The 12,870-nt window shown below is 72.3% G+C and carries 13 protein-coding genes and 1 pseudogene; 10 read left to right on the forward strand and 4 right to left on the reverse strand.

What is annotated here, in order from left to right; genetic code table 11:
- Positions 1-173: 173 nt before the first annotated feature.
- The 4 genes from IH68_RS0145185 to IH68_RS0145200 all read left to right on the forward strand — a co-directional run bounded on the left by IH68_RS0145185 (position 174) and on the right by IH68_RS0145200 (position 5,720).
- Positions 174-1,556 carry an L-serine ammonia-lyase gene (locus IH68_RS0145185; RefSeq protein ID WP_030948587.1) on the forward strand — a complete coding sequence of 461 codons (1,383 nt, stop codon included), beginning with the start codon at positions 174-176 and terminating at the stop codon, positions 1,554-1,556.
- Positions 1,557-1,696: 140 nt separating this feature from the next.
- Positions 1,697-2,542 (forward strand): formate dehydrogenase accessory sulfurtransferase FdhD, encoded by an 846-nt coding sequence (gene fdhD / locus IH68_RS0145190; protein ID WP_030948589.1) that lies wholly within the window; start codon positions 1,697-1,699, stop codon positions 2,540-2,542.
- Positions 2,539-3,876 carry a D-inositol-3-phosphate glycosyltransferase gene (gene mshA / locus IH68_RS0145195; RefSeq protein ID WP_420719036.1) on the forward strand — a complete coding sequence of 446 codons (1,338 nt, stop codon included), beginning with the start codon at positions 2,539-2,541 and terminating at the stop codon, positions 3,874-3,876. The genes fdhD and mshA overlap by 4 nt, the downstream gene beginning before the upstream one ends.
- A 287-nt stretch (positions 3,877-4,163) precedes the next feature.
- Complete coding sequence (locus tag IH68_RS0145200; RefSeq protein WP_030948593.1) at positions 4,164-5,720, forward strand: serine/threonine-protein kinase; 1,557 nt, start codon at positions 4,164-4,166, stop codon at positions 5,718-5,720.
- A gap of 59 nt (positions 5,721-5,779) precedes the next feature.
- Here IH68_RS0145200 and IH68_RS0145205 read toward each other — a convergent pair.
- Positions 5,780-6,259 (reverse strand): annotated as a pseudogene (locus tag IH68_RS0145205) (alcohol dehydrogenase catalytic domain-containing protein); the annotation flags it as partial.
- Positions 6,252-6,692, reverse strand: a complete 441-nt coding sequence (locus IH68_RS0145210; protein WP_030948599.1) for a tautomerase family protein — start codon at positions 6,690-6,692, stop codon at positions 6,252-6,254. The gene IH68_RS0145210 and the pseudogene IH68_RS0145205, both read right to left, overlap by 8 nt.
- A 112-nt stretch (positions 6,693-6,804) precedes the next feature.
- Between IH68_RS0145210 and IH68_RS0145215 the strand changes: the two genes are divergently transcribed.
- Positions 6,805-7,389 carry a TetR/AcrR family transcriptional regulator gene (locus IH68_RS0145215; RefSeq protein ID WP_030948602.1) on the forward strand — a complete coding sequence of 195 codons (585 nt, stop codon included), beginning with the start codon at positions 6,805-6,807 and terminating at the stop codon, positions 7,387-7,389.
- Between the two features lie 3 nt (positions 7,390-7,392).
- Here IH68_RS0145215 and IH68_RS0145220 read toward each other — a convergent pair whose 3' ends face one another.
- A complete protein-coding gene (locus IH68_RS0145220) occupies positions 7,393-7,869 on the reverse strand; it encodes a tautomerase family protein (RefSeq protein ID WP_030948607.1) in 477 nt (158 codons plus the stop codon).
- A 172-nt stretch (positions 7,870-8,041) separates the two neighbouring features.
- Between IH68_RS0145220 and IH68_RS0145225 the strand changes: the two genes are divergently transcribed.
- Genes IH68_RS0145225 through IH68_RS0145235 form a run of 3 tightly spaced genes read left to right on the forward strand, consistent with a single transcriptional unit; the run spans position 8,042 to position 10,547 of the window.
- The gene (locus tag IH68_RS0145225) at positions 8,042-9,424 is read left to right on the forward strand and encodes an MBL fold metallo-hydrolase (protein ID WP_030948610.1); all 1,383 of its coding nucleotides are present in this window, start codon (positions 8,042-8,044) and stop codon (positions 9,422-9,424) included.
- Positions 9,421-9,801, forward strand: coding sequence for a rhodanese-like domain-containing protein (locus tag IH68_RS0145230; protein WP_030948612.1), 381 nt, complete (start codon positions 9,421-9,423; stop codon positions 9,799-9,801). Before IH68_RS0145225 ends, IH68_RS0145230 begins: the two co-directional genes overlap by 4 nt.
- On the forward strand, positions 9,798-10,547 hold the full coding sequence (locus IH68_RS0145235) for a sulfite exporter TauE/SafE family protein (protein ID WP_030948615.1): 750 nt from the start codon (positions 9,798-9,800) through the stop codon (positions 10,545-10,547). The genes IH68_RS0145230 and IH68_RS0145235 overlap by 4 nt, the downstream gene beginning before the upstream one ends.
- Before the next feature lie 24 nt (positions 10,548-10,571).
- Here the strand turns inward: IH68_RS0145235 and IH68_RS0145240 are convergent, their stop codons facing one another.
- Complete coding sequence (locus IH68_RS0145240; RefSeq protein WP_030948619.1) at positions 10,572-10,859, reverse strand: metal-sensitive transcriptional regulator; 288 nt, start codon at positions 10,857-10,859, stop codon at positions 10,572-10,574.
- 107 nt (positions 10,860-10,966) lie between these two features.
- On the opposite strand from IH68_RS0145240, the gene IH68_RS0145245 reads away from it, so the two are divergent.
- Together IH68_RS0145245 and IH68_RS0145250 are read left to right on the forward strand one after the other, a co-directional pair.
- Positions 10,967-11,554, forward strand: coding sequence for a rhodanese-like domain-containing protein (locus IH68_RS0145245; protein WP_030948622.1), 588 nt, complete (start codon positions 10,967-10,969; stop codon positions 11,552-11,554).
- Positions 11,555-11,655: 101 nt separating this feature from the next.
- Positions 11,656-12,867, forward strand: coding sequence for a 4-hydroxybenzoate 3-monooxygenase (locus IH68_RS0145250; RefSeq protein WP_051834055.1), 1,212 nt, complete (start codon positions 11,656-11,658; stop codon positions 12,865-12,867).
- Positions 12,868-12,870: the final 3 nt, after the last annotated feature.

Raw genomic sequence — 12,870 nt, forward strand, 5'->3', positions numbered from 1 at the left:
GACGTCATCGCCGAGGCACTCAAGCCGTCCTACGAGGCCGAGGCACTCAAGACCCGGGTCAAGGCCCTCGCCGACAAGCACCCGCTCTACCCCGGTCTGTAACCGACAACCCTCCCGCAGGGGCGTGCCCGTGAACCGCGTCGGCACGCCCCGCCAATCCTCCGGAGTATGGCGTGGCAATCAGCGTCTTCGACCTGTTCTCCATCGGCATCGGCCCGTCCAGTTCGCACACCGTCGGCCCGATGCGCGCCGCCGCGATGTTCGCCGCCCGGCTGAAGCAGGACGGCCTGCTCGCCCAGACCACCGCGGTACGGGCGGAGCTGTTCGGTTCCCTCGGCGCGACGGGCCACGGCCACGGCACCCCCAAGGCGGTGCTGCTCGGCCTGGAGGGCAACGAGCCGCACACGGTCGACGTCGCCCAGGCCGACCTGGACGTCGAGCGCATCCGCGCCACCGGGCGCATCCGCCTCCTCGGCGCCCAGATCGGCCCGGCCCACGAGATCGGCTTCGACGTCTCGACCCAGCTGGTCCTGCACCGCCGTCGCTCGCTGCCGTACCACGCCAACGGCATGATCCTCTTCGCCTACGACGCCGACGGTGTGCCGCTGCTGGAGAAGACGTACTACTCGGTGGGCGGCGGCTTCGTCGTCGACGAGGACGCCGTAGGGGCGGACCGGATCAAGCTCGACGACACGGAGCTTGCCCACCCCTTCAGCACGGGCGACGAGCTGCTCCGGCTGGCGAGGGAGACCGGCCTGTCCATCTCCGCGCTGATGCTGGAGAACGAGAAGGCCTGGCGCACCGAGGAGGAGATCCGCACGGGCCTGCTGGAGATCTGGCGGGTCATGGAGGGCTGTGTGTCGCGCGGCCTGGCCTTGGAGGGCATCCTTCCCGGCGGTCTGAAGGTACGGCGCCGGGCCGCGGCCGCGGCCCGCCAACTGCGCAGCGAGGGCGACCCGTTGGCCCGTGCGATGGAGTGGGTCACGCTCTACGCGATGGCGGTGAACGAGGAGAACGCGGCGGGCGGCCGGGTCGTCACCGCGCCCACGAACGGCGCGGCGGGCATCATCCCGGCCGTTCTGCACTACTACCTCAACTTCGTGCCGGGCGCCGACGAGGACGGCATCGTCCGCTTCCTCCTCGCGGCGGGCGCCATCGGCATGCTCTTCAAGGAGAACGCCTCGATCTCCGGCGCCGAGGTCGGCTGCCAGGGCGAGGTCGGCTCGGCCTGCTCGATGGCGGCGGGCGGCCTCGCCGAGGTACTGGGCGGCAGTCCCGAACAGGTGGAGAACGCCGCGGAGATCGGCATGGAACACAACCTCGGCCTCACCTGCGACCCCGTAGGCGGCCTGGTCCAGATCCCCTGCATCGAGCGCAACGGCATGGCCGCGGTCAAGGCCGTGACCGCCGCCCGCATGGCGCTGCGCGGCGACGGCCGCCACCACGTCTCCCTCGACAAGGTCATCAAGACCATGAAGGAGACCGGCGCCGACATGAAGGTCAAGTACAAGGAGACAGCGCGGGGCGGGCTTGCCGTCAACGTCATCGAGTGCTGAGGAGGCGCCCCGAAGGGGCGCGGGGCTGTGTCGACTTGCGGCTCCGCCGTGGGGCGCGACCAGCCACGACGCAGCCGCAGACGAAGGACGGCACATCGCGCCCCCCGGAGCGCCCCGTACGGGAACCAGGAGTTGAGGCCATGGGACGTGTCACCGAACGACGACGCGTACTGCGCATCCGCGACGGAGCGACCAGCACGCGCCCCGACACGCTGGTGGCGGAGGAACCGCTGGAGATCCGCCTCAACGGCAGACCCCTGGCGATCACCATGCGCACGCCCGGCGACGACTTCGCCCTGGCCGCGGGGTTCCTGGTGAGCGAGGGAGTCCTGGCCCGGGCCGAGGAGGTCGCGAACATCGTCTACTGCGCGGGCGCCACCGCGGACGGCTCGAACACGTACAACGTCGTCGACGTGCAACTGGCCCCCGGCGTGCCCGTGCCCGACATCTCGCTCGAACGGAACGTCTACACCACGTCCTCCTGCGGGCTGTGCGGCAAGGCGAGCCTCGACGCCGTACGGACCACCGCGCGATGGCCGATTGCCGACACATCCCCCATCCGCGTCACCCCCGCCCTGCTGTCCGCCCTGCCCGACCAACTCCGCGCCGCCCAGCGGGTGTTCGACCGGACAGGCGGCCTGCACGCCGCCGCACTGTTCTCACCCGGGGGCGAACTGCTGGACCTGCGCGAGGACGTCGGCCGGCACAACGCCGTCGACAAGTTGATCGGCCGCGCACTCCAATCCGGCCGACTCCCGCTGTCCCAGACCATTCTGCTGGTGTCCGGACGGGCCTCCTTCGAGCTGGCGCAGAAGGCCGTCATGGCGGGCATCCCGCTGCTGGCAGCGGTCTCGGCACCGTCCTCCCTGGCGGTGGACCTGGCGGCGGAGACCGGGCTCACGCTCGTGGGCTTCCTGCGCGGCACCTCCATGAACGTGTACACGGGCGAGCAGCGCATCGACCTCACCGCCGAGGTCGCGGCGTGACCCGGCGCGCCCCGCTGCACGGCGGCACCCTCCTCCCCCCGCCCCGGCAGCGACCGCCCGGCGCCCGCAGCCGCCCCCGCCGTGTCGCCATGCTCAGCGTGCACACCTCACCGCTGCACCAGCCCGGCACGGGCGACGCGGGCGGTATGAACGTCTACATCGTCGAGCTCGCCAAGCGCCTCGCCGCCATCGACATCGAGGTGGAGATCTTCACCCGGGCCACCTCCGCGGCCCTCCCGCCCAGCGTCGAACTCGCGCCCGGCGTCCTGGTGCGGCACGTGGCCGCCGGGCCGTACGAGGGCCTGGCCAAGGAGGACCTGCCCGCGCAGCTGTGCGCCTTCACCCACGGAGTGACCCAGGCCTGGGCCGGCCGGCACCCCGGCCACTACGACCTGGTCCACTCCCACTACTGGCTCTCCGGCCAGGTCGGCCGGCTCACCGCCGAGCGCTGGGGCGTCCCGCTCGTCCATGCCATGCACACCATGGCCAAGGTCAAGAACGCCTCCCTCGCAGACGGCGACACCCCCGAACCCGCGCACCGCGTACTCGGCGAGACCCAAGTCGCCCGCGCCGCCGACCGGTTGATAGCGAACACCGACAAGGAGGCGGAGGAACTCCTCCACCACTACGACGCCGACACCGACCGCGTGTCGGTCGTCCACCCCGGCGTCAACCTGGAACGCTTCCGGCCCGAGGCGTCCGGAGTGGAAGCAGGCCGCGCCGCGGCCCGCACCCGCCTCGGACTGCCGGCGCACGCCCTCATCCCCCTGTTCGCGGGCCGCATCCAGCCGCTGAAGGCACCGGACGTCCTGCTCCGCGCGGTGGCCCGGCTGCTGGAGGAGCGGCCGCAGCTGCGGGAGCGGATCGTGGTGCCCGTCGTGGGCGGGCCGAGCGGCAGCGGCCTGGCCAGGCCGGAGGGTCTGCAGAAACTGGCGGCCTGCCTCGGCATCTCCGACGTCGTACTGTTCCGGCCACCGGTCGGCCAGGACCAGCTCGCCGACTGGTACCGGGCGGCATCCGTCCTGGTCATGCCCTCCTACAGCGAGTCCTTCGGCCTGGTCGCCGTCGAGGCACAGGCCTGCGGCACCCCGGTGATCGCCGCCGCGGTCGGCGGTCTGCCGGTGGCGGTACGGGACGGCGTGAGCGGCGTACTCGTACCGGGGCACGACCCGGTCGACTATGCGCGGGCGCTGCGCCGCTTCGCCGACGATCCTGCGCTCTCCGCCCGCATGGGCGAGGCCGCGGCCCGCCACGCCCGCTCCTTCGGCTGGGACACGGCCGCGGCGGCGACGGCACAGGTGTACACGGCGGCTGTGCGCGAGGCGTGCCGCTGAGGTCGGCCATCACCTCGCCCGCCTGCCGCTCCGCCCCGGCGCCAGGCGTCGGGGCCCGTGTCCTTGGCGGCCCGGCGGGAGCTCCACGTCCCCGTTCAGCGGGACACCTTCGACCCCGCCCGAGCCGTCCGGCGGGTGTGCGCCCGCACGGGCGTTGAGGCGCTGTCGGCGGATACGACCCCCTTATGACGCGATCAACACGAACCACACGCCTGTTGTGCGAAAACGTCGGTTAGTGTGCATGGCTAAGTGACGCAAAGGGGGCAGAGCAGGCGGAGGGCGAAGCTGTGTCGGACGAAGGGCGGCTCGTCGCCGGGCGCTACCGGCTGGTCGAGCGCATCGGTCGCGGCGGTATGGGCACCGTGTGGCGCGCCGAGGACGAGGAGCTCACCCGGCACGTCGCACTCAAACGGCTGCACACACCGCCGCACCTGTCCGACGCCGAGATCACCACGCTGTACGAGCGCGTCCGCCGCGAGGCGCGCAGTGCCGCCAGGGTCGTGCACCCCAACGTGGTCGTCGTCCATGACGTCGTAGACGACGACGGGCAGCCGTGCATCGTCATGGAGTACGTCCCCGCCGGCACCCTCGCCGACGTCCTCGACGGCGGCCGGACGCTGCCGCCCGAGGAGGCGGCACGCATCGGCCTCGGTGTGATCTCCGCGGTACGGGCCGCGCACACGGCCGGCGTGCTGCACCGCGACATCAAGCCCGGCAACGTCCTGCTCGGTCCCGGCGGCCGGGTCGTGCTGACCGACTTCGGTATCGCGCAGACCGCCGGGACCTCGACGCTCACCCAGACCGGGGAGATGATCGGCTCCATCGACTTCATGGCCCCCGAACGGATCCGCGGCCACAAGCCCGGCCCGGCCTCGGACCTCTGGTCGCTGGGCGCGACGCTGTACCAGGCGGTGGAGGGGCGTCCGCCGTACCGCCGCGAGACCCCCATGGAGACCGCGTACGCCATCGCCGTCGACCCGCTGGAGCCGATGCGGAAGGCCGGTTCGCTGGAACCGCTCATCGAGGCCCTGCTGTCGAAGGAGCCCGAGGACCGGCCCACGGCGGAGCAGACGGAACGGGCACTGCGGGCCACCTGGTCCACCGGCCCGCCGACCGAGCGGTCCTCCGCCGTCCCCGCCCCGCTGCCGACAGGCCCGGAGGGCGACGACTCGACCACGCACCACACCACCGCGACGCCGCCGAGCCCACCGGCGCAGACGGGCAGGAGCGCACGCCGGCGCCGTCGCGCCCGAAGAGGCCGTGTCCTCGTGCCGGTCCTGGCCGTCCTGGCCGCGGCCGCCATCGCCCTCACGCTGTACGTGTCGTCGCACCGGTCCGACCGGGACGGAGCGCACGCAGTCACCACGCCCACCCCGTCCGCGTCGCCCTCGCCCGTCCCCGACGGCTACCACCAGGTCCACGCCGACCAGCTCGGCGTCTCCTTCCCCGTGCCGGACGGCTGGAAGCCGAAGAAGCAGTCGAGCGACGACGAGGTCACCTACACCGACCCGACCGGCCTCGCCGGAATCACCATCGGCATGGTGGACCCCGCGGGCTCCAACCCCGTCGGCCACTTCAAGGACATCGAGGCGAACACCAAGGCCAACTACTCCGTCTACCGCAGGCTGCGCATGCAGGAGACCACCTTCCGGGGCAAACCGGCGGCGGTGTGGGAGTTCACCTTCCAGGGCCGGGCCCGCGCCTTCCGCGCCATCGACCTCGGCCACGGCACCGCGGGCGGCCGGGAGTACGACATCTATCTGTCGGCCCCGGAGGCCGAGTGGGGCACCTACCGCCCGGTCTTCGACGACGTCAGGGACGGGTTCACCGAACAGCAGCCGTGAGCCCGATGGGCCGATGAGACCTATGTGCCCGGGAACAGGGCGCGGGCGTGCTCGGGGTCCGAGGCCATGGCGACCGGGTCGAGGCCGTCCGGCAGCGGGACGAGCATGGCGTCCGCGTACGGCACCCGCACCAGGTCGGAGAAGAGACCGCCCCAGCTGCCGCCGATGGGCGCCCCGTACATGGCCATGTGCGGTACGGCCGTGCAGTGCGCGGTCAGTCCGGCGCTGCAGTGGTCGCACGTGCCGCAGTTGATGGACCACGGGACGACCACCGGGTCACCGGGGGCGACGCCAGTGACGGCGTCGCCCGTGTCGACGACCCGGGCCACGCACTCGTGGCCGAGGGCGAAGGGAGGGTCGACGCTGTATTTGATTTGCGGCTGCCGCCGCGTGGCGTGTCCGGCCAGGATCGCCGAGTCGACGTCGCAGGAGGTCGCGGCCACGGGGGCGACGATCGCCTCCCGGTCGGACTGGATTCTGGGGTCGGGCGCCTCGCGCCACTCCACGGAGTGCCGGGCGACGTAGGTCAGTTCACGCATCGGCCTGCTGCCCCTTCTGTCCCTGCGCGAGCGCGACCAGGTCGGCGTGGCGGATGACGGAGCCGCCCGCGCCCCAGGTGCCGTCGGGCTGCTCGTGCACCAGCACCCACACCCGCAGGACGTCGGCCTCGGACAGCCCGGAGGCCGCGAGCACCGTCTTGGTGGCGTCCTGGACCAGACCCGCCTTGCGCCGCTCGGACAGCGCGCCCTGCGGAACCGTCACGTCCACGAGGAAGCGAGGCGCCTCGTCCTCGGCAGTGGTCTGCGCGCCTTCGGGCAGCTCGACGAGGTAGCTCCAGGCCTGGGCGCGGAAGAACGTGGTGTCGGGCGCTCCCTCCCAGCGAAGCAATACGGCGGCCAGGTCGCGCTGGACGGTCCTGCGGCCCTCCTCGGTCAGCGAACCGGACGGGACGGTGAGCCGGATCATCGGCATGACGAGGTCCTCTCTGCTGCTCAGCACGTTTTATGACAGTCGTTATAAGCGGGGGTCACGCTAGACTATGGCGGTCGTTATAGCCAGTGGGGTTCGGAGAGGGAGCACGGCCGTGGTCAAATCCAGCGCACCGTCGCGTGAGCGCATCGTGGCCGGTGCGGCCGACCTGATCAGCAGGCGCGGCCTGAACGCCGCCAGCATCCGCGAGCTGGCCAAACACGCCAAGGCACCCCTCGGCTCGACATACCACTACTTCCCCGAGGGCAAGGGGCAGTTGGCCGCCGAGGCGGTGCAGTACGCCGGGGGAGCGGTGTCCCGCGTCCTGCGCAAGGAACTGGACGCGGGCCCGATCGCCGGCCTCCGCGCGTTCCTGTCCCTGTGGCGCGGCATCGTCGTCGAGAGCGACTTCCGGGCCGGCTGCCCGGTGCTGGCCGTCTCTGTGGAGGAGCCGCCGGCCGACGAGACGCCACCGGCCCTCACCGCCGCGGCCGAGGCCTTCGAGGACTGGGAGCGACTCCTTGCCGAGGCCCTCCGCAAACACGGCGCCGACAGCGAGCAGGCTCCGGGACTGGCGGCCCTCATCGTGGCCTCCGTCGAGGGTGCCATCGCCATGTGCCGCGCCAAGCGCAGCATGCAGCCGCTGGACCAGGTGGCACAGCAGCTCGACCCGCTGATCGCGGGCGCGCTCGACGGTTAGTGCTCAGGCGGCCATCGCCGCGCGGATCGCCTTGGCCTTCTCCTCGGTGAACACGCCGCTCTCGAGGAGCGAGAGGACGGAGAGGACCTTGCCGCCGGAACCCCAACTGCCCTCCTCGACGACCCGGAAGTTGACCCACCAGGTGGGCGACGGCTCCGGCAGGCCGCAGGCTTGTGCCAGTGCGGCGAGGACGCGTTCGATGACCTCGGCTCTGACCTCCCGGTGCCAGTCCCCGTCCATGACGGCCACGTCGATCACCATCACGTCGAGTTCCTGACCGGCGTCCGCCAGCAGTCGGCCCCCGATGGCCATCATGTCCGGCGCGCGCTCCACGAAGTGCACCTGGAATCCGACCCGGGCGGCCGGTGCGAAGCGGCCGACCTCGGGCACGAGCACCGCGTCCGTCAGTGTCTCGGCCAGCGTGCGGCGCTGTTCGACGCTCAGGCGGCCCTGCGGGGCGTTCACGGTGATGACGGTCACTGCATACCTCCTATGACGATCGTTATAGGGCGACCTTACAGCAGTTCTATAACGAGCGTCTTGGAGGTGGGTTCGGTCGTCGGCTCGCTTCAAAATACCCCCTGGGGTACTCGTGCTACTGTCGAAATACATACCCCGTGGGGTATTACTTCGGGATGGAAGGGAGTGCCTCGTGTTCTTCGTCGACACGATCGAAGTGGCCGGCCTCGGCAACCGGAGCTATCTGGCGGGCGGCAGGCTCACGGCCGTCGCGGTGGATCCGCCGCGCGACATCGACCAGATGATCGCGGCGGCGGCGCGGCGGGGGGTGCGGATATCGCATGTGGTCGAGACCCACGTGCACAACGACTACGTCACCGGCGGCCTGGAGCTGGCCCGCCTCACGGGCGCCGCCTATCTCGTCCCGGCCGGCGCCACGGTCGCCTTCGAGCGGGTGCCCGTCGACGACGGGGACCGCACGGAGGTGGACACCGACGACGGGCTGGTTCTGCGCGCGTTGGCGACGCCCGGCCACACCCCGCACCACACCTCCTACGTACTGGAGGAGGACGGCACGGCGGTTGCGGTGTTCACCGGCGGCTCGCTGCTCATCGGCACGGTCGGACGGCCCGACCTGGTCGAACCGCGGCTGACCGAGCGCCTCGCCCGCGCCCAGCACGCCTCCGCCCGCCGCCTCGCGGCCGAACTGCCCGACGAGACCCCGGTGCTGCCCACCCACGGCTTCGGCAGCTTCTGCTCCTCGGCCCGGGCGGAGGCCGGGGACACGACCATCGGCAAGGAGAAGGCGTCCAACGAGGCGCTCACCCGCGATGTGGACACCTTCGTCGCCGACCTGCTGGCCGGCCTGGACGATGTCCCCGCCTACTACGTGCACATGGGCCCCGCCAATGCCGCGGGACCCGCGCCCCTCGACCTCACCCCGCCCGCCGTCGCCGACGCCGACGAGATCGCTGCCCGGCTCGCGGCGGGGGAGTGGGTGGTGGACCTGCGCAACCGAGTGGCCTTCGCCGAAGGGCATGTCGCCGGCTCCGTCAACTTCGAGGCCGAGGGGCAGCTCGCCACCTATCTGGCGTGGCTGATCCCTTGGGGCAGGCCGCTGACCCTGCTGGCCGAGTCGGCCGGACAACTCCTCGCCGCACAGCGCGAGTTGGCCCGGGTGGGCATCGACCGCCCGGCCGCCGCGGCGACCGGTGATCCGTCCGGATGGGTGCGCGCGGACGAGACCCCGGTGTCCTTCCCGCGCGCGAAGTTCGCCGACCTCGCGGACCGCCGGCGCGGAGGGCACGGCCGCGTGGTGGTGCTCGACGTCCGGCGGGAGAGCGAACGCACCGGCGGCTGGGTGGAGGGAGCCGTCCACATCCCCGTCCATGACCTGCACCGACGGCTCGGCGAGGTCCCCGATGGCCAGGTGTGGGTGCACTGCGCCGGCGGTATGCGCGCCGCCATCGCGGCATCCCTGCTGCATGCCGCCGGCCGGGACGTCGTCGCCGTCGACGACGCCTTCGACGCCGCAGAGAAGGCCGGACTGACCGTGAGGAGCGGACCGTGTCGTTGAACCTGGTCAGGCGCGGGCCCGGTCGGGTCGATGCGCGGCGCGCCGCGGAGTGCACCGGACACCTGGACGGTGTCCCGGCGGAGCGCGACGCCGTACTGCTGGACGTCCGTGAGTCGTACGAGTGGCAGGCGGGCCATGCCCCGGGCGCGGTTCACGTCCCCCTGTCCGCGCTGGCGGCCGGTGCGGCACTGCCCGAACGGGTGGCGGGCCGGCCCCTGGTGGTCATCTGCCGCTCGGGCAACCGGTCCCGGCAGGCGGCCGAACTCCTGGCCGCACGCGGCGCCGACGCCGTGGACGTCATCGGCGGGATGCTCGACTGGGCCGGGCTGGGGCTGCCCATGGTGGACCGGCGGGGCGAGAGCGGAACGGTGACGTGAGCGTTCTCGTACTCGCCCTGGTGTCCGGTGCCGTCATCGGTGTGGCGCTGGGCGCGCTCGGGGGAGGCGGCAGCGTGCTGGCCGTCCCCGCCCTGATCTACCTGCTCGGTTTCACCCCGGTCGCGGCCACCACCGCCAGCCTGGTCATCGTGGCCGTCACCACGGCCACCGCGCTGCCCGCGCACGCCCGGGAGGGGCATGTCCGCTGGCGCACGGGACTGCTGTTCGCGGCCGCCGGCATCGGGCCCGCCATGCTCGGCGGGCTCGTGGCGGCACGGTTGCCGGCCGCCGGTCTCACCGCGGCCTTCGCCCTGGTGGCGCTGGTCGCCGCGGTGCGCATGCTGCGCCCGCGACCCGGCACGCCCGACGCCGTCCGTGCGGTCCGGCCCGGCCGGGCGGCCGCGGCGGGGGCCGGGCTCGGGGCGGTCACCGGAGTCCTCGGGGTTGGCGGCGGCTTCCTCGCCGTACCGGCCCTGGTGGGTGTCCTCGGGCTGCGCATGCGGGCGGCGGTGGGGACGAGCCTGCTGGTCATCACCCTCAACTCGGTCGCCGCCCTCGCGCTGCGCGCGGGCACCGCCGACGGACTGGACTGGGCGGTCATCGGACCGTTCGCCGGGGCCGCGGTTCTCGGCGCCTGGGACGGCAAACGCCTCGCCGAGAAGCTCTCGGGGCAGGCGCTTCAGCGGATCTTCGCCCTGGTGCTGCTGGGGGTGGCCGGCTTCATGCTGATCGGCTCGGCCGTGTGACGGCCGCCGACGCGTGCGGCCTCCTCACGCCAGCGACAGGAACAGCTTCTCCAGGCGGGCACGCATCTGCTCGACGTCCTCGCCGTTCCTGCGGCCGGACTCGACGTCGGTCAGGCACTGCTGCAGGCCGGTGGCGATGATGGCGAAACCCGCCCGGTCCAGGGCCCGGGAGGCCGCGGAGAGCTGGGTGATGACGTCCTCGCAGTCACGCCCCTCCTCGATCATCCGGATCACACCGGCGATCTGGCCCTGAGCGCGACGCAGCCGGTTCAGCACCGCCTTCAGTTCCGCACCCGCGAGCTCCATGTCCACGACGACTCCTCCGTCAACGTATACCCCTAGGGGTACTGTACGTCCCGGTTCGGGACGGCGTCGAACCCCGACGAAATCAGAGCGAATCACAAAGGATCACAACTGCCGTGACTGCTTCCCCTCTTCCCTCCGCCCTCGCCACCCACCAGGTCCATGGCCTGCTCCACCAGCTGACGGTCATCGATGTGCGCACCCCCGGTGAGTACGCCTCCGGGCATCTGCCCGGCGCACTCAACATTCCCCTGGACCAGATCCGCCGCGCCCTGCCCGACATCCGCCAGGCCACCGATCGCGGCGACGTCCTGATCGTGTGTGCCTCCGGGACCCGCTCGCAGAACGCCTGCAAGCTCCTTGCCGAGCAGGGCATCCCGTCGGCGACGCTGACCGGCGGCACCGGCGCCTGGGCCGCCGCAGGACACGACCTGCACCGGCCGGCGGCCCACACGGGGCGGGCCGCCTGGGGCATGGAGCGCCAGGTGCGTTTCACCGCGGGCACGGTGGTACTCCTGGGGCTGGCACTCGGCCTCCTCGTGCACCCGGCCTTCCAGCTCGTCTCGGCGGCGATAGCGGGCGGCCTGGTCTTCTCCGCGGTCACCGACACCTGCGGCATGGCGGCCCTGCTCGGCAGGCTCCCGCACAACCGGCCCCGCCCGTCCGACCTCGACGCCACGCTGGCGGCGCTCCGCAGCGGCTGACATCCCGAGGACGAGCCCGTTCCCTCGGTGCTGCCGGTCTCCGGGCGCCAGGCCCCCGGAGACCGGAACCGCTCCGCTAGGCTGACAGTGGAGGTGGTCAAGTGGCCGAAAACGCAAGGGAGTTGGCCGATTCATCGGAATCCACGACCGTCGTCGTGATCGGCGCGGGCCCGGCCGGTCTGACGGTCGCCAACCTGCTGCGACGCAGCGGCATCGACTGCATCGTCCTGGAACGCCGCAGCCGCGAGTACGTGGCGCAGCGCCAGCGGGCCGGCATCGTCGAAACCCGCGCCGTGCGGATGTTCGACTCCTGGGGGCTGGTCGACCGCGTCCTTGGCGGCATCCCGTACGACGGCATCCTGGAGCTCCGGGTGGACGGCGAAAGCCACCTGGTCTCCGACAACGACGGCTCCGAAGGCCCCCGAGCCCGCCTGTGCCCCCAGCAGGTACTGGTCCAGAAGCTGACCGCCGCATACCTCGCCGACGGCGGCGATCTGCGCTTCGAGGCCGCCGACGTCTCCCTGCACGACCTGACCGGCGACCGCCCGGCCGTCCGCTACCGCGCCGCCGACGGCACCCTCCGCACCATCACCTGCGCGTTCGTGGCCGGCTGCGACGGCGACCACGGCATCAGCCGCACCGCCGTCCCGGAAGGTGCCCTCACCGCGTACGCGATCGACCACGGCATTGGCTGGCTCACCGTCCTCGCCGACACCCCGCCCCCGGCCCACCCGCTCCTCGCCGTCAGCCCGCAGGGCTTCGCCGCCCACTTCCCCCGCGGCCCGCACACCAGCCGCTACTACGTCCAGTGCCCGCCCGACGACCAACCCGACGCCTGGCCCGACACCCGCGTCTGGGAAGCCCTGCGCACCCGGCTCGCCGACCCCGACCTCACCGCCGGCCCGATCACCGACCGCGAGATCTTCCGCCTCCGCAGCCTCGTCCACGACCCCATGCAGTACGGCCGCCTCCATCTCGTCGGCGACGCCGCCCACATCGTCTCGCCCATGGGCGGCAAGGGCATGAACCTCGCCCTCTACGACGCCGACGTCTTCGCCCGAGCCGTCCGGGACTCCGTCCGCGACCACGACGACACCGCCCTGCGCAGCTACTCGCAGCGCTGTCTGCGCCGCGTCTGGAACGACCAGGAGTTCTCCCACTGGCTCACCCGCACCCTCCACGACGCCGGCGACGACACCGCCTTGGGCCCCTTCCACCGCAACCTGGCCCGCGCCCGCCTCGACCGCCTCCTCACCTCACCCACGGCGGCCCGCGCCTTTGCGGAGCTGATGACGGGGCTGGACCTGGCTTAGGGC

Origin of the sequence: Streptomyces sp. NRRL S-646, assembly GCF_000720765.1 — a bacterium.
In the GTDB taxonomy this organism is placed as follows: Bacteria; Actinomycetota; Actinomycetes; order Streptomycetales; family Streptomycetaceae; genus Streptomyces.